Origin of the sequence: Actinomyces gerencseriae DSM 6844 (genome assembly GCF_000429265.1) — a bacterium.
In the GTDB taxonomy this organism is placed as follows: Bacteria; Actinomycetota; Actinomycetes; order Actinomycetales; family Actinomycetaceae; genus Actinomyces; species Actinomyces gerencseriae.
Genome location: NZ_KE386871.1, coordinates 190616 through 206186 on the forward strand (window position 1 = coordinate 190616; position 15571 = coordinate 206186).

Sequence of the window (15571 nt, forward strand, 5' to 3'; positions counted from 1 at the left end):
CCGCCCCGCCCCGCGATCGATCGCCTCGCAACCCGCCCCGGGAGGGCTCCGCGTGGTCGCCGGGCGGTCACTGGGCGAATCCGCGCAGTCACTGGGCGGTCACGGTCATGTCCTCGTCGGCGCTCACGACGTGCTCGATCCCGGCGAGTCCATCGATGAGGCACGGGTTGAGCGACGGGTCATCGAGACGGACGAGCAGTCCTCCGCCTGCGACGCCGATGTCATCGACGGTGGCGCCGCACAGGCCGGCGGTCGTCTCGATGGAGCCGGCCATCATGCCCAGGACATCGTCGAACCCGTCGGAGGCGAGCAGGCCGCTCATCTGCTCGTCGAGGACGAGGAGGACTCCGGTGACCGCCGGACCGCCCGTGGAGGCATCCACCGGCGGGCGGGGGACGGCGTCCCCGCCCCCGGGCGAGCCGGGCGGAGTGGCCGCGGTGGACGAGGAGACCGCGGCCGCGGCACCGTCCTCGGTGCTCGCCCCGGTGCTCGGCGCGACGCCGGGGGCCGGGGCGGAGGCGGCCGTGAGGAGTGTCGCGAGGGCGATGACGGCGCAGGCCGCAAGACGAACGGCGCGCCGTGGCCGCTGCGGCTCCTGCGATAGCCGCAGCGCCGGGGCCCCGTGGTCACCGTCATGCGCGGATCCACTGCTCGTCGGCTCCTCGCCGGCCGCGCTCGGCCCGCCTCCAGCGGATTCCTCCACGCCCGTCACCGCCCTCCATCCGGGGTCGCCTGATCCGGCGGCCTACTCGGTCGTCTCCGTCGTCGGGCTCCGGACCCCTCGCAGGGAGTCCAGGAGGCGACCGATGGGATCCGAGGGCTCGGGGCTCGGCTCGGGCTCGGGAGCCGGTTCGGCACCGGCATCGCCACCGGTATCGCCCTTGTCCTGCTTGGCCCTCTGGGTCGCGGCCGCGGCGTCGACAATACCGCTGCCGCAGCCGTCGCGGTCGCAGTCGCTCACGGGGGCGGCGGTGTCCTGCAGCAGGGTGGTGGCCTTGTCGCCCGTGATCGAGGGATCGATGGCCAGGAGCAGCGCGACCGTGCCGGCGACGTGCGGGCTCGCCTGGCTGGTGCCCACCATGAGGGCGTAGCCGGAGCCCTCCGGAGTCGTCGTGGAGGTATCGACGGCGGACAGGACGCCCCCGCTGGCGACATCGCCGCCCGGGGCGGAGACGCTGACACCGGCGCCGTAGTTCGAGTAGGAGGCGCGGCTGCCGCTGCTGGAAGTGGAACCGACGGTGATGACGTTCTTGCAGCCCGCGGGGGTCACGCCGCTCACGTCCTGGTCCGAGTTGCCCGCGGCGGCGACGATGATCGAGCCGCGCTCGACGGCGGCGTCGATGGCGTTCTGGGTGTAGGCCGGGCAGGTGCCGTCGCCGCCCAGGCTCACGTTGATGACCCGCGCGGGGTTGGGATTGTCAGGAACGCCGTTGACGTGCCCTCCCGACGCCCAGGTGATGGAGTCGATGATGTCGGTTCCGGCGCCTCCGCATCGGCCCATGGCGCGCACGGGGACGATCGCGGCCCCCGGGGCGACGCCCGCCACGCCGATCCGGTTGTTCGCGTTGGCGGCGATGATGCCGGCCACGTGGGTGCCGTGCCAGGAGGAGTTGGTGGCCTCGGATCCCTGGTAGCAGGCGTTCGCCTCGACGTTGTCGCCCTCGTCCGAGGGATCCGCATCGCGTCCGTCGTTGTCGCGGGCGATCCAGGAGTCGGAGACGAAGTCGTAGCCCGGCAGGAGCCGGCCCTCCAGGTCCGGGTGGGCGGCCAGGATGCCCGTGTCGATGACGGCGACCGTGACGCCCTCGCCCGTGGACTGCGACCAGGCGTTCGTGGCGTTGATCCCGTGGGAGCCGGAGGTCATGTCCCACTGGTAGGAGAAGTACTCGTCGTCGGGGACGTTGTCGTCCAGGGCCGTCATGTGCACCTCGGGCTCAACGGCCTCCACGCCGTCCGCGGCTCCGAGCGCGGAGATGAACTCCTCGACCTGATCGGGGGTGAGCCTCTCGCTCAGCACGACACCCACCGTGCCGAGGGAGTGGGCGGTGACGGACTCGACCTCGACCGAGATCTCGCCGGCGGCGGCGGTGAGGGCCTGCTTGTCGCCCGCGGGCAGGGAGTCGATGATGTTCGTGCCGTAGGCCTCCACCGACCCGATGGCGTTGGCGGCGGGCGTCCCCTCGGAGTAGGTGACGACGAAGCGGTCGCTGTAGGCGTTCTCGGCGGTGGCCTCGGCGTCCTGCCCGGGCGTCGCCGTCGCGGACGGGTCGCCGGTGGATCTTCTGAGCACGCCGGTGAGACCCGCGGCAATGACGAGGACGGAGACGACGGCGAGGACGGAGACGACGACCACGGCCGAGCGCCTGCTGAGTATCGTGCGCATGAGGATGACTTTCGGTGGGCGGTGGCCCCGGGGACAGGGCCCACTCCGAGATCCGGAGTGATAGGAGTGTGTCACGGGGGTCCGCTGACCACCATCGCAGGCGATGGGGAGTTCGCCCCGAGTCGAGCGGCCGCGCCCCGCCCTCGTCGAGATCGGTTCGGTTCCGCACCGAGATCGGTTCCCCCTGAGCCCCCGCCCACCACTGCTCTCCGACCCGTACGCACTCCTTACGCACCAGTCCAGGCCTCCCACAGCCTGGTGTACTCGCCCCCGGCGGCGACGAGCTCGTCGTGCGGACCCAGCTCCACGACCCGCCCGTCGATGAGGACGACCACCCGGTCGGCCGCAGCGGCGGCGTCGAGCCGGTGGACGACCATGATCACGGTGCGCCCGGTCAGCACGGCCTCCAGCGCTCGCTCCGCCGAACGGGCCGCCCCCGGATCGAGCAGGCTGGTCGCCTCGTCGAGGACGAGCGTGGTCGGGTCCATGAGCACGATGCGCGCCAGAGCCACCTGCTGGGCCCGCCCCGGATCGAGGTCGGCCCCGCCGGCGCCCACGAGCGTGGCGAGGCCGTCGGGCAGCTCGGCCGCCCACGGCCCCGCGCCCACGACGTCGAGGGCCCGGGCGATCTCGGCGTCGGTGGCGTCGGCCCGGGCGATGCGCAGGTTGTCGGCCAGGGAGCATGCGAAGACGTGGTGCTCCTGGGTGACCAGGACGACCTCCTTGCGGAGGGCGGCCTCCGACAGCGCCGTCAGATCCGTCCCCTCGCCATCCGGCCCGTCCGCCCCGACCGTGACACGACCGCGGGTGGGCGGGTGGATGCCGGCGAGCAGGCGCACGAGCGTCGACTTCCCGGAGCCGGATGGGCCGACGACGGCGAGCCGCTCCCCGGGGAGGACCTCGAGGTCGACGTCGTGCAGCACATCGCGGCCCTCCCGATAGGCGTAGGACGCGCCTCGCGCACGCGGGGGCGCGGCGGCGGTCCGGTCGCTGGATGCCGTGCGGTCCGGCTCGACGAGCTCGACGCCGACGATGCGGGCCATGGCCGCGGAGGCGGACTGCACGGAGTCGAGCCAGAAGGTGATCTCGTGGACGGGCCCGCGCAGCTGAACCGAGTACAGGGCCACGGTGGCGACCGCACCGAGCGTCACCGCCCCGCGGCCCAGGAGCCATGCGCCCCAGGTCAGCACGACGAGCAGCGGCAGCATCACGACGACGGAGAGCCCGGCGACGAGGAGGACCCGCAGCCACAGGGTGTACTGCTCGGTGGTCCACACCTCGCGCACGGCGCGATCGAGCACCAGGTTGCGGCGCGCCCCGAGGCTCTGGGCATCGACGGTGGCGGCCTGATCGGCGGTCTCGGCGACGGCGCCGTCGACCTCGGCCCACAGGGCGCTCATGGCCCTGTAGGCGGGGATGGCGCGGCGCATGTACCACCGGCCGATCGGCCCGGCCACGACCATCGCCGCGAGCATCGAGAGGCCGAGGACCGGGGAGCTCACCAGCGCGGCCACCACAACGGTCAGGATCGTGAGCACGATGATGAGGAGCTGGGAGACGCCTCGCTGGACGACGAAGCGGATCGACTCCAGGTCGTGGCCGGTGCGACCCAGGAGGTCGCCGGTGCCCGCGGCCTCGACGACGCCGAGAGGCAGGTGCATGACGGCGCTCACCAGCGCCTCGCGCATCTCGGCGAAGACCCGTTCTCCGAGGACTCGGGCGAGGTACTCCCCGATTCCGGTCAGCAGCGCGTTGGCGGCGGCCAGGGCGATGACGATGACGATGAGGCGGCCCAGCCGCCCCGCCCCGCCGTCCGCGTCGGCAGCATCGACAGCATCCACCATGAGGCCGAGGACCCTGGGGATGGCCGCCGAGGCGAGGGCGGCGGACAACTGGACGACGGCGAGGGCTCCGACGGCGCGCCCGTGCTCGCGCAGGAGCGCGCCGAAGCGCCGGCGCACGTCGGCGGCATCGGCCACGGGGAGGCGCAGGGCGCTCATGCGCGCTCGCCCCCGCGCTCGACGACGGCCGCGTAGGCGTCCAGGGCGCTGAGCCCGCGATGACTGCCGCGAGCCGTCTCGCGCAGCCCTCCGCCCTCGTCGGCCTCGAGCAGCACGACCTCGTCGCAGCGCCCCAGCAGCAGCGGGGAGGCGGTGACGACGACGGTCGTCATCCCCCGGCGCTCGTCGCGAAGCCGTCGGGCGATGAGGTCCTCGGTGTGGGAGTCCAGGGCGCTGGTGGGCTCGATGAGCACCAGCACCGGGCAGCGGCGCGCCACGGCGCGGGCGAGCGCCAGGCGCTGGCGTTGACCGCCCGACAGATTGCGGGCCCTCTCGGTGAGCCGGCCCTGCAGACCCCCCAGGGAGTCGACGACATCGTCGGCCGCGGCCACTCGCAGCGCGCGACCGGCGGCGCGCTCCTGGTCGCCGGTGAGGAGGACCGGGGCCCGTGCGGCGTCGGGCCGCGCGGCGCCGGCATGCAGGCGCACGAGCGGAGCCAGCTCGCGATCCTCGGCCAGTGGAACGGCCTCGCCGAGGACCTCGGCCGCCAGGGGCCCGGCGAAGGCCTCGGCGCGCGCACCGGAGACGATGACGGCCGAGCGCACCGCCTCGATCGGCAGGTGCCGCAGGTCGGTGCCGTCGAGCGTGACGGCCGCATCGTCGTCGGGGCGCCCGAGCCGCTCGGCCAGGGCCGCGCAGGCTCCGGGGCGCGAGCACACCAGAGCGGTCATGACGCCGCCGCGCAGACGCACGCCGGTGGTGGTGTCGACGAGGTCGCCGGTCGGGTCCGGACGCGCCGCGGGATCGACGACGATATCGCGGACCAAGGGCTCGACGGCGGCGACGCGGGCGACCCTCCTGGCTCCGACCCGGGCGCGGGTCATGAGCTGCATGAGGTCGGCGAACGAGTCCAGCGGCTGGATGAGGAAGGCCGCCCAGCCGTAGAAGGTGACGAGCTCGCCGGGCGTGATGCGCCCCTCCAGGGCGGCGGTGGCGCCGGCGCCGACGACGACCGCCGTCAGGATCATGGGGGCGCCGGCGCGGATGGCGGCGAGCAGGGCCTGCGTGGAGGCGACCCTCATTCCCGCGTCGCGCACGCGGGCGGAGGCCTCGGAGTAGCGGGCGGCGTAGGCGTCCTCGCCGCCGATGCCGCGCAGCACGCGCAGGCCGGCGACGACGTCGGTGGTCGTAGTGGTCAGGCGGCCCTGCTCCTCGCGCTGGACGGACATGCGCCGGTCGAGCGGCTCGACGAGGGCGCCGACCAGGCTCAGGACGACCGGCAGTCCCAGCAGCACGAGCAGTCCGAGCCCGATGTCCATGCGGATCATGAGGACACCGACGACGATGACGCTCACCAGCGAGCCGGCGACGTTGGCGATGACGTACATGAACGCGCCGATGGCGTCGGCGTCGGTGGTGACGATGGAGACGACATCGCCACCGGCGACCGCGCGGGTGATGGCGCGCGAGCGACATCCGAGCCGGTGACCGACGCCGCGGGCGCTGGGCTGCCAGCCGGAGGCCCAGGCGCCGAAGGAGAACGCCTCGGCGAGGCCGCCGGTCAGCGCGCTGACGATGCCGAGCGCCGCCAGGGCGAGCAGACCGGGGGCCAGGTCGGCGGACAGTCCCCGGTCCAGGCCCGAGTCGACGACGCGACCCAGGGCGGTGGGGACGAGTCCGGCGGCCAGGTGGGTCAGGGCGTCGAGAAGAGAGGCCACGGCCAGCAACGGTGCGGCACGACGCAGGAGGGCGCGCATCCACGCGCCGGGCCGGTCGAGGACGGCGGGCAGCGGAGTCGGGGTGATGGACAGGAATGCCGGCCAGCGGCGCGGGTGGCGGGCGATGGGGATGTCGGAGGCGTGGAGGGGCCGGGTGGGACGGGCGGACTGAGGGGACTGAGGAGGCACAGAGGGGCTCGTTTCGGGTGCTCGTCGAAACGCGGCGCGAGCGGAGGCTCGGCGGGCCGCTGCTGACAGACGTTCGACGCGCCTCGCCAGGTCGTGTCGGCGGCCCTCGGAGGCGGCGCGATCAGACGAGGCGGACGCGGAATCGGCGTCCCCGGCCGGGACCGGGGACGCAGTCAGTTATCGCAGTGCGGAACGAACACGGCAGAAGCCTACGAACGGGGCGGCACCGGCGCAAGCGCGCCGCCCCTCCCCGCCGAGCTCATCGAGATCGGTCCGGTTCCGCACCGAGATCGGTTCAGTCCCGCGTCGAGATCGGTCCGGCTCGCAGCGGGACGACGGACAGCGGCAGGAGCGGATGCCGCGCATCGGCGGCGGCCCGACCGGGGCGCGCGACCGTCCGATCGCGCCGCGATTCATGTCGCACCCGCGTGAGAGGCTGCGCCCATGCGGATCCTGCACACCTCCGACTGGCACCTGGGGCGCACCTTCCACGGGCGCGTCCTCGATGACGCCCAGGAGACCTTCGCCGATCACCTCGTCGAGCTCGCCCGCCGCGAGGCCGTCGATGCCGTCGTCGTGGCGGGCGACGTCTACGACCGCGCCATCCCGCCCATCGACTCCGTCCGGCTCCTGGACGACACCCTGCGCCGCCTGTCGGACATCACCCGGGTGGTCCTCACTCCGGGCAATCACGACTCCGCCCAGCGCCTCGGCTTCGGCGCCGACCTCCTGCGGGAGGGCCTGACCATCCGCGCCCGCACCACCGAGGTCGACCGCCCCGTCGTCATCCCGGATCCCGACGGCGGGGACGGCCTCTACATCTACGCCCTGCCCTATCTCGATCCGGATGCCGCCCGCGAGTCCCTTCCGCCCCTCCTCGCCGAGCGGCTCGGGGAGACCGGCGACGAGCCCGAGCGCGACGCCGGTCACGCCCGTCCCACCGAGCCCGACAACGCGCCCGATCCCGACTCGCCCGAGGCACGGCGACCCCCGCGCCGCCTGCCCCGCAGCCACGAGGCCGTCGTCTCGGGCGCCCTGCGCCTGGTCGCCGCCGACCTCGCCGCCCGCCGCGCCGCGGCGACCATGCGCGTCCCCGCCCTGGTCATGTCCCACGCCTTCGTCGTCGGCGGCCGCCCCACGGCCGAGTCCGAGCGGGACATCCGCGTCGGCGGCGTCGATTCCGTGCCCGCGGGCGTCTACACCGGCCTCGGCGGCTCGCCCCTGGCCGAGCGGTCCGGCGGCCTGGACTACGTGGCCCTCGGGCACCTCCACCGCCCCCAGGAGATCGCCCAGTCCGCAGGCCCGCGCCTGGTCTACTCCGGTTCGCCCCTGCCCTTCTCCTTCGACGAGGCCGAGGGCGCCCGCAACTCGGCCACCAAGTCCTTTGTCCTGCTGGACCTGGCCGCCGACGGCGTCGCCGCCCTCGAGCGCATCCCCACCCCGGTCCTGCACCGGGTGCGCACGCTGACCGGCACCATGTCCCAGCTCCTGTCCCCCGCCTTCGACGACGCCACCGGCGCCTGGGTGCGCGTCGTCCTCCGGGGCGAGCGGTCACCCGGCGCCCTGGCCGCGCTCAAGAAGCGCTTCCCCAGCCTCCTGGCCTTCCAGCACGAGGCCCCCGCCCGCACCGCCCGCGAGCGCATCGACGTCACCGCCGCGGCCGACCCGCTGCGCATCACCGAGGACTTCTTCGACGACGTCTGCGGGCGCGCCCCCGAACCCGCCGAGCGCGGCGTCCTGCGCAGCGCCTACGAGTCCGCCCTGGCGAGCGCGAGGAGCGAGCGATGAGGATCCACTCCCTGACCATGACCGGCATCGGCCCCTACGCCGGTCAGGAGCGCATCGACTTCGACGCCGTGGGGGCCTCGGGCCGCTTCCTGCTGACCGGCCCCACCGGATCGGGCAAGACCACCATCATCGACGCGATCGTCTTCGCCCTCTACGGGGACGTGGCCGACTCGGCCGACTCCTCCAAGGAGCGCATCCGCTCCACCCTCGTCGGCCCGCGCACCGAGAGCGTCATCGAGCTCGTCTTCTCCACCGGCGCCGGCGTCTACCGGGTGCGCCGCACCCCCACCTACGAGCGGGCCAAGCGACGCGGCCAGGGCACCACCACCCAGAACGGCACCGTCAAGCTCTGGCACCTGACCGGGGTCGGCGGGCAGCCGCTCGACGAACCCGTCACCCGCGTGGGCGACGCCGACGCGGAGATCACCCGCGCCGTCGGGCTCAGCCGGGAGCAGTTCACGCAGACGGTCGTCCTGCCGCAGGGCAAGTTCGCCCGGTTCCTGCGCGCCGACTCCTCCGAGCGCCAGCACCTGCTCAAGGACGTGTTCGGCACTGGCATCTACGACGCCATCCAGGACGCCCTCGTCCAGGCCTCCCGGGAGGGGGACCGGCGGGTCGAGCAGGCCAAGGCCGACCTGCGCGGGCAGGTCGCCTCCCTGGTCCGGCATCCCTTCCTCACCGAGGTGCCGTCCTCCGCAGAGACCGCGGATACCGCTGAAGAGGCCGACGACGCTGGCCATGTGGCACTCCAGGATGACTCCTCGGAGGAGGCCCCATCCGGAGGAGCCCAGGAGGCACTGCCGCTGCCCATTGAAGACACCGACCGCGAGGAGCCGGAGGAGGACTCCGCCGGTCCCGCCCCGACGCCGGCCCAGGCGCTGGAGGCGGCGATGGTCGGCGCCTCCCCGGACCTTGAGGCTCTTCGCCGCATCGGCGTCCAGGTGCTGGAGGCCTCATGCGGCCGCGCCCAGCAGGCCGAAGCCCGGGCCGAGGCCACCGCGCAGGACCTCGCCCGGGCTCAGACCACCCGAGAAGAGGCCCAGAGGCTCCACGACCTCCTGGAGCGACGCCGGGCGCTGGTCGAGGAGAGCCGGCGGCTGGCCGAGCGCGCCGAGCAGGACACCGACGACGCCGCACGCCTCCAGGCCGCCGAGCGCGCCGCCCGGGTGCGGCCGTACCTGGCGGCCGAGCAGACAGCCCTCGACCACGCCCAACAAGCCGTCGCCGCTCTGGCCGCCCGCGTCGATCAGAGCGGCCCGGCCCACCTGGCCGAGCAGGCCAGCGGTGCCGCCGGTGCTGATAGTGCCGCCGATACCGCCACCGTTACCAGCACCAGCAGTCGGGACCGCCATACGGAGGCGACGCCCGCTGCTCTGGTCGAGCCTCTTGCCCGTGAGGCGCAGCGCCGGCTCGCCGCGCTCGGTGAGGAACCGAGCAGGACAGACCCCGGAGCCGTCGAGCTGGAACCCGGCGAGCCGGACGCCGCCGCCCAGCAGGAGGCCGAGGCGGTTGAGGCACCCGCACCGGCCGACGTGTCCGAGCCGGCCGGCACCGAGGTGCTGAGCACCCGCGGCCTCGACGAGCTGGCGCACCGGTGCCATCGCGAGCACGGGCAGCTCGAGGTCCTCGTCGCCCTCGAGGCCGAGCTGAAGACACGTGAGGAGACCCTGAACCACCGGGAGGCAACCCTTCAGCGCAGCATCGCCGAACTGGCGCAACAGACCGAGCAACTCGCCTCCCGCCCGGGTCTGCGCGCCGCCCTGGTGGAGGACCTGGAGGCGGCCCGCGCGGCCCGTGAGCGCCTGGACGGTCTTCGAGAGCGCCGTGCCCGGGCCGAGGAGCGCCACCGGGCGGCGCTGGCCGTCGAGCAGCTCACGGCCCGGCTCGCCCAGCGGGACAATGCCCGCGCGTTGGCGGTCGCGGCGGCGCAGGGGGCGGCCGGTCGGGTTCACGCCACCCGCCTGGCCTGGATCTCCGGGACCGCGGGGGCACTGGCCGGTGAGCTCACCGAGGGCGAGCCCTGCCCCGTATGCGGTTCCCCCACCCACCCCTCCCCCGCTGCGGCCGACGCCGAGGGCGCCACCCGCCAGCAGGTGGAGGCCGCCGAGGAGCGCCAACGGCAGGCCGACGAGGCGCTCAGCGGAGCCGTCCGGGAGCGCGACGTCTGCGCCACCCGGCTTCAGGAGGCCCAGCGCTCCAGTGACGGGATGGACGCCTCCGCCGCCAAGGCGGCCCTGGACGAGGCCGCCACTGCCCTGACCACGGCTCGGGCCGCAGCAGACGCCGCTGACGAACTGGCCGCGCGTCTCGACGCCTTCGATGCCCGCACCGAGCAGGAGCGCGCCGAGCTCGACGCCGCCCGGTCCTCCCAGGAGTCGGCCCGTTCGCGCCTGGAGACCGAGCGCGAGGCCCTGGCCCAGGACCAGCGGCGCTGCCTCGAGACGCGCGGAAGCTGGTCGAGTGTCACCGCCCGCGCCGGCGCGCTCCTCGTGCGGGCGCAGGAGGCGGAGGACGCCTCCGAGGACGTCGACACGGCGCGCACCGCCCTGGATCAGGCCCGCAGCGCCCTGTCAGATCTGGCCAGGGCGCTGGAGGAGGAGGGCTTCGCCGGCGCGGCTCAGGCGACGGCGGCCTTCATGGAGCGCGGCGCCGTCGAGTCCCTGTCCGCGACCGTGCGCGCCGCCGCCACCGCCCGGGAGCGGGTCCGCCTGGGGCTGGAGGACCCGCAGATCGCCGCCCTGAGCGGACAGGAGGAGGACCGCCTCGAGGACGCCACCGCCGAGCTCGCCCAGGCGGACGCCGCCGCGAGGCAGGCCGCCTCCGCTCAGGCGCGCACCGCCGAGTCCCACGAGCACCTGCGCCGGGCCGTCGACGGCGTCGAGCAGGCGGCCACCGCCTATGAGGAGGCGGCCGGCTCCAGCGCCGACCTCATCCGGGTGGCGGCCCTGGCCCGCGGGGAGAACGAGGCCGGCACGCCCCTGGCCACCTGGGTGCTGCAGGCCCGCTTCGAGGAGGTCCTCGTCTTCGCCAACGAGCGCCTGTCCCAGATGTCCTCCGGGCGCTACGAGCTCATCCGGGTCGCCGAGGAGACCAGCCGGCACCGGCGCCGCAAAGGACTGGGCCTGGCCGTCATCGACCGCCTCGGAGACGAGCGCACCCGCGACCCCAGGACCCTCTCGGGCGGGGAGACCTTCTACGTCTCCCTGTCGCTGGCCCTGGCCCTGGCCGATGTCGTCACCGCCGAGTCCGGGGGCATCACCATGGAGACCCTCTTCGTCGATGAGGGTTTCGGCTCTCTCGACCCCGAAACCCTCCAGACCGTCCTCTTCGAGCTCGGGCGCCTCCAGGAGGGAGGACGAACCGTCGGCATCGTCTCCCACGTCGAGGAACTGCGCCGTCAGATCCCCGACCGCATCGAGATCACCAGGACGCCCTCGGGCTCGACGCTGAGCGTCACCGCCTCGTAGCCGATCCCAAGCGGATCGGACGGGCCGGGGACCCGGGCGCTCAACCGAGCTCGGCGGCGAGCTGCTCGCGCTCCGAGACGTCGAACCACAGAAGGTCGGCCTCGGCCGCCCGCTCGAAGGCGCCCTCGTCACCGGTGCGCGCCGCCCGCACATCCGCCTCCGCCTCCGCGTCGTCCACCAGCAGCGCGGCCACGGACTCCCAGGCCACCGGCGTCCTCAGCTCGACCGTGCCGGGCAAAATGTCTCCGCTCGCCGAAAGCTCCGAGACCTCCGAGGAGTCCACGTCCGCCGCGACGACGACCCGACGATCCGCCAGGGCCCCGGCGCCGGGCGCGGCCAGGAGCATCAAGGAGGCGTCCGCCGCGCACAGGCTCGCCGAGACCTCCAGGCCCTCCTCATCCTCGTCGAGCAGGGCCGCGGCCAGGGCGGGAGTGGCCGCGTGAGCCGTCCGAGGGCTGATACGCGGAGCTGTCAGGTCGGCAGCCGTCGCGGGAAGATAGATGCGCATGGCCCAAGTGTGCCCCGTTCCACCCGCCGATCGGTGCGCCGTCATCACCTGGCGCGTCGCCCCCGGCGGCGCTCCGCGGACGCGGCGGGGGGCACCGCGCCCCTGGCCCCCGGGGGCGGCGGGGGCGGCGGAGGCGCCGCACCCGGTGGCGGTCCCGGCTTCCTCAGGGCCACGCCCCCGTCCGGTGGAGGAGCAGAAGGCCCCGCATCGACGGAGATCGAAGCGGGACGCACCGCGGCTCGTTCCACCCCACTCGAGCGCGCTGACCGACGCGCCCGCCTCAGGCGACCGCCTCGGGCCTCACGACCGCGCCGCAGCCCGAGTCCGCGACGCCGCGCCGCCCTGCCCGGGCGTCGGGCGGCGGCCATCTCCGGGGCGACCCGATCGGCGAGCGCCGTCAGCGCCCGCCCGAGCGCACTGTCCGGAGCCGCGTCGGTGACGGGTCGTCCCTCCATCAGACACCGATCGGCCGTCACCGGGTCGTCCGGCACGAGCGCCACCTCGCTGAGCCGGCCGTAGCGCTCAAGGGCGTTCCTGACAGCGCGCTGCGGGGCCGGCCCCGCGACGCCGGACCGCACCCGGGTGACGACCACCTCCATCCGGCCGGTGGGACGCATCTCGTCATCGAGATCGCCCAGCAGCTGCAGGAGCCGTCGTATCCCGACGGGATCCGCACCGCCGACCACCAGGACGACGTCGGCGTTGCGCACGAGTCCGGCGGCGACGGCTCCCCTGCCGGGCTCCAGGGTGTACTCGTCAACAGAGTCGTCGACGGGACCACCGCTGATATCGACAATGGTCCACGCCGCCAGTCGTCGGCAGTGCCTCCACACCTCGGACATGGCCGAGGGCGGCAGCTCGCGCCAGCGCCCCGGGCGCCCCAGGCCCGACAGCAGGCGCTCCGATGGGCCGAAGGGAATGAGGAGCGCCTCCAGGGTCTCGTCGTCCAGTCTGCCGTGCCCGGCCAGGCGCGCGGCGGTGGCCAGCCCGGAGGAGTCCTCCGGCAGCCCGAGGACCTGGTTGAGGCACGGGCCCTCCAGATCGGCGTCCACGAGGATCGAACCGCCGGCGGGGGCCAGGCAGTGGGCCAACGCTGCGGCGATCGTCGTCCTCCCCGAGGAGCAGCGGGGTCCCCAAACCACCGCGAGTCCACCGCCCGGCTCATCCACGACGGCGCCGGGGTCGTCGGCGGGCCCACGAGCGGAATCGATGCGCGCCGCGCCTCCGTCCGGCGCATCCGACCGGCGCGGCACGGACCTCGCGAGCGCCTCCTCCGGCGGGGAGGCGCTCGCTCCCCCGGCCCGGTCCGGCGTGGTCGAGGAGAAGGGGTCCGGGGCCATCAGCTCGGCCCACAGCCGATCATCCGACTCGTCGTCGGGCCGAGCCGGGGGCGCGGACGAGATCACCGGCGCGGCCGGGGACGTGCGCCGCGCCCGGCCGACTCCGACAGCGCGCGCGAGTGCCTGCAGGCGCGCCCGCACCGCATCGGGGCTCGTTCCCCGATCCTCGACCGGCCAGCCGATCGTGGCCCAGTGCTCCAGCTGATCGGTGGGCGTCAGGACGATGCCGGTGGCGCCGGCGTGCTCGAGCCGGTCCACGACGGAGCGATCGAACTCGTCGAAGCCCGTATCGACGACCACGAGCACGGCCAGCCCCGCCATGGCGGCGCTGAGCAGGTCGGCAGCATCGGCGCAGCGGCGCACGACGCGCAGTCCCGATCCCCGCGCGTCGATCGCCCGCAGCAGGTCGGAGTCGTCCCCCGACACGGCCAGGAGGACCCCGTGCAGTCGCTCGTCCATCTCAGCTCCCGGAGGCGCTGGGCACCAGGACGAGATCGCCGTCGCCGCCGGCGGCGGTGAGCACCACGGCCACGGACGAGGCGGGAACGAGGACCTCGACCTCGGTGGTGCTCTCCCTGACGAGGCTCTCGCCCGTCTGCCCGACCGTCGAGACGACCAGGTGCTCGGCGACGACCTCGGCCTGGGTGCGCTTGTCCTCGGAGGCGGTCCGGGAGGCGGTTCCGGCGGCGGGCAGGGCCCACAGATCGACGATGTCGCCGACCCCGGTACCGGCGGGAAGGGTGGAGGACACCTTCAGGACGATCGCGCGCAGGTCGTCCGGAGTCCGTTCCCCCACGGCGCTGGTGGGCAGGAGCTCACCGGCGCCCAAGGACCTCTGGGCGACAGCGGCCTCGGGCAGTCGCCCCGCCAGGACGTAGGCATCCGTGCCCGGATGGGCGTCCACCAGGGACAGGACCCCGTCGGCCGTCAGATCCTCCCCGGGGGCGACGTCACGGGCCAGAGCGTAGACCTGCTGGGTCTCGGCGGCGGCGCTCACCGCCCAGGAGCCCAGGGCGACGGCGGCGCCGATGAGGACGAGCCCACCGGCCATGCGCGGATCGCGCCACGTGGAACGGCGTTTGCGAGCCGGGCGTACAGGATCGGCGGCCCGTGCGGGGCCGCGGCGGGAAAGGACCACGGGATTCTCCTGATCACTCATGAGACCCTGGGACAGCCTAGAAGCATCTTTAATTATCCACAGGACTGTTCAGGGATGGCGCACCGTGCGCCGGGATGTCATCATCGTGCCATGAAAGACAAGTTCCTGACCATCGCCGAGGTCGCCGAGAATCTGCAGCTATCGGCCCAGGGCGTGCGCGCCCTCATCCAGTCCGGGGACCTGCCCGCGATCCAGGTGGGCGCTCGCCGCCTGTGGAGGGTTCCCGAGAGCGCCTTCGACTCCTACATCGAGCGTCAGCTCGAGGCGACGCGCGACATGGTCGCCGCAGGCCGCCCCTTCGAGAAGTGAAGGCTCCCGGAAGGGCCGAGTAGGCGCGCAGGCCGAGTAAGCGCGCTCCGCGGCGGTCCGCTCACCGGCTGCGCAGAACGTCGAGCGCGCTCAGGGCCACGGTGACGACGCCGGTGCGCGGCGCCCCTCCCGCAAGAGGCCGCTCGCCGCTGCCGCCGCGCGGGCCATCCACGACAACGTCCAGGTAGTCGGCCCCCACCCGCCCGATCCGGCCGATGACGTCCCCGGCGGGAGTCATCGCCCGCACCCGCGCGCCGGTGCGGGCCAGTTCACGCGCAACGGCCTGGATGGTCGGACGGCGACGGCCGCCCGGCTCGGGCGCGGGCCCGGGAAGCGGGGCGAGGAAGGCGAGCGAGTCGGTGGGGACGAGAGCCTGCAGGCCGTCCCCCTCATCGACAAGCACGAATCCGTCCTCCGCCCGCACCACCGCCCCTTCAACCGGCACGCCGCCGCGCGTGCGCAGGCGAATCGCCCGCCCGACCGCACCGCGAAGCCGGTCGGCCAGTCGCACGGCTGCGGTCTCGGCCTCCGCCAGGTCCGCCGCCTGAGCGGCGATGCTGGAGCGGTGCTCCGCCTCGAACCGGCTCTCAAGATCGGCCAGCAGGCAGTCCCAGTCCATGACGGCAGCCCATCACGTCACTCGCCGATGCGGCAAGACCCCGCCCGGGGTCATCTCGCCCGGGATTCCGCCCCCCCCCGCCCCGAGGCCC

11 protein-coding genes are annotated in these 15571 nt (G+C 74.2%); 3 read left to right on the forward strand and 8 right to left on the reverse strand.

Going from position 1 to position 15571, the window contains the following annotated elements; genetic code table 11:
* Positions 1-88 precede the first annotated feature (88 nt).
* The 4 genes from G448_RS0110355 to G448_RS0110370 all read right to left on the reverse strand — a co-directional run bounded on the left by G448_RS0110355 (position 89) and on the right by G448_RS0110370 (position 6290).
* Positions 89-703 (reverse strand): hypothetical protein, encoded by a 615-nt coding sequence (locus G448_RS0110355; protein ID WP_156911012.1) that lies wholly within the window; start codon positions 701-703, stop codon positions 89-91.
* A 42-nt stretch (positions 704-745) separates the two neighbouring features.
* A complete protein-coding gene (locus tag G448_RS0110360) occupies positions 746-2383 on the reverse strand; it encodes a S8 family peptidase (RefSeq protein WP_026407911.1) in 1638 nt (545 codons plus the stop codon).
* Positions 2384-2610: 227 nt separating this feature from the next.
* Complete coding sequence (locus tag G448_RS0110365; protein ID WP_156911013.1) at positions 2611-4383, reverse strand: ABC transporter ATP-binding protein; 1773 nt, start codon at positions 4381-4383, stop codon at positions 2611-2613.
* Positions 4380-6290: an ABC transporter transmembrane domain-containing protein gene (locus tag G448_RS0110370; protein ID WP_051268912.1), complete on the reverse strand. Its 1911-nt coding sequence runs from the start codon at positions 6288-6290 to the stop codon at positions 4380-4382. The genes G448_RS0110365 and G448_RS0110370 overlap by 4 nt, the downstream gene beginning before the upstream one ends.
* A 444-nt stretch (positions 6291-6734) precedes the next feature.
* Between G448_RS0110370 and G448_RS0110375 the strand changes: the two genes are divergently transcribed.
* On the forward strand, positions 6735-8078 hold the full coding sequence (locus G448_RS0110375) for a metallophosphoesterase family protein (protein ID WP_026407914.1): 1344 nt from the start codon (positions 6735-6737) through the stop codon (positions 8076-8078).
* Positions 8075-11545: an AAA family ATPase gene (locus G448_RS0110380; RefSeq protein ID WP_026407915.1), complete on the forward strand. Its 3471-nt coding sequence runs from the start codon at positions 8075-8077 to the stop codon at positions 11543-11545. Before G448_RS0110375 ends, G448_RS0110380 begins: the two co-directional genes overlap by 4 nt.
* A 40-nt stretch (positions 11546-11585) precedes the next feature.
* On the opposite strand, the gene G448_RS0110385 is transcribed toward G448_RS0110380, so the two are convergent.
* From G448_RS0110385 to G448_RS0110395, 3 genes are read right to left on the reverse strand one after another with little or no spacing between them, the layout of a single operon-like run.
* Positions 11586-12053 (reverse strand): DUF6912 family protein, encoded by a 468-nt coding sequence (locus G448_RS0110385; RefSeq protein WP_026407916.1) that lies wholly within the window; start codon positions 12051-12053, stop codon positions 11586-11588.
* Positions 12054-12097: 44 nt separating this feature from the next.
* The gene (locus tag G448_RS0110390; protein ID WP_026407917.1) at positions 12098-13852 is read right to left on the reverse strand and encodes a CpaE/TadZ family protein; all 1755 of its coding nucleotides are present in this window, start codon (positions 13850-13852) and stop codon (positions 12098-12100) included.
* Between the two features lies 1 nt (position 13853).
* On the reverse strand, positions 13854-14552 hold the full coding sequence (locus G448_RS0110395; RefSeq protein ID WP_245572289.1) for a hypothetical protein: 699 nt from the start codon (positions 14550-14552) through the stop codon (positions 13854-13856).
* A gap of 90 nt (positions 14553-14642) precedes the next feature.
* On the opposite strand from G448_RS0110395, the gene G448_RS0110400 reads away from it, so the two are divergent.
* The gene (locus tag G448_RS0110400) at positions 14643-14861 is read left to right on the forward strand and encodes a helix-turn-helix domain-containing protein (protein ID WP_026407919.1); all 219 of its coding nucleotides are present in this window, start codon (positions 14643-14645) and stop codon (positions 14859-14861) included.
* A gap of 61 nt (positions 14862-14922) precedes the next feature.
* Here G448_RS0110400 and G448_RS0110405 read toward each other — a convergent pair whose 3' ends face one another.
* Entirely contained in the window at positions 14923-15480 is a 558-nt protein-coding gene (locus tag G448_RS0110405) for a hypothetical protein (protein ID WP_026407920.1), read from the reverse strand.
* Between the last annotated feature and the right edge of the window lie 91 nt (positions 15481-15571).

Coding starts and splice junctions, on each gene's coding strand:
- G448_RS0110400 (WP_026407919.1), top strand. CDS start 14,643: ATGAAAGACAAGTTCCTGACCATCGCCGAGGTCGCCGAGAATCTGCAG.
- G448_RS0110365 (WP_156911013.1), bottom strand. CDS start 4,383: ATGAGCGCCCTGCGCCTCCCCGTGGCCGATGCCGCCGACGTGCGCCGG.
- G448_RS0110390 (WP_026407917.1), bottom strand. CDS start 13,852: ATGGACGAGCGACTGCACGGGGTCCTCCTGGCCGTGTCGGGGGACGAC.
- G448_RS0110375 (WP_026407914.1), top strand. CDS start 6,735: ATGCGGATCCTGCACACCTCCGACTGGCACCTGGGGCGCACCTTCCAC.
- G448_RS0110395 (WP_245572289.1), bottom strand. CDS start 14,552: ATGAGTGATCAGGAGAATCCCGTGGTCCTTTCCCGCCGCGGCCCCGCA.
- G448_RS0110360 (WP_026407911.1), bottom strand. CDS start 2,383: ATGCGCACGATACTCAGCAGGCGCTCGGCCGTGGTCGTCGTCTCCGTC.
- G448_RS0110405 (WP_026407920.1), bottom strand. CDS start 15,480: ATGGACTGGGACTGCCTGCTGGCCGATCTTGAGAGCCGGTTCGAGGCG.
- G448_RS0110380 (WP_026407915.1), top strand. CDS start 8,075: ATGAGGATCCACTCCCTGACCATGACCGGCATCGGCCCCTACGCCGGT.
- G448_RS0110385 (WP_026407916.1), bottom strand. CDS start 12,053: ATGCGCATCTATCTTCCCGCGACGGCTGCCGACCTGACAGCTCCGCGT.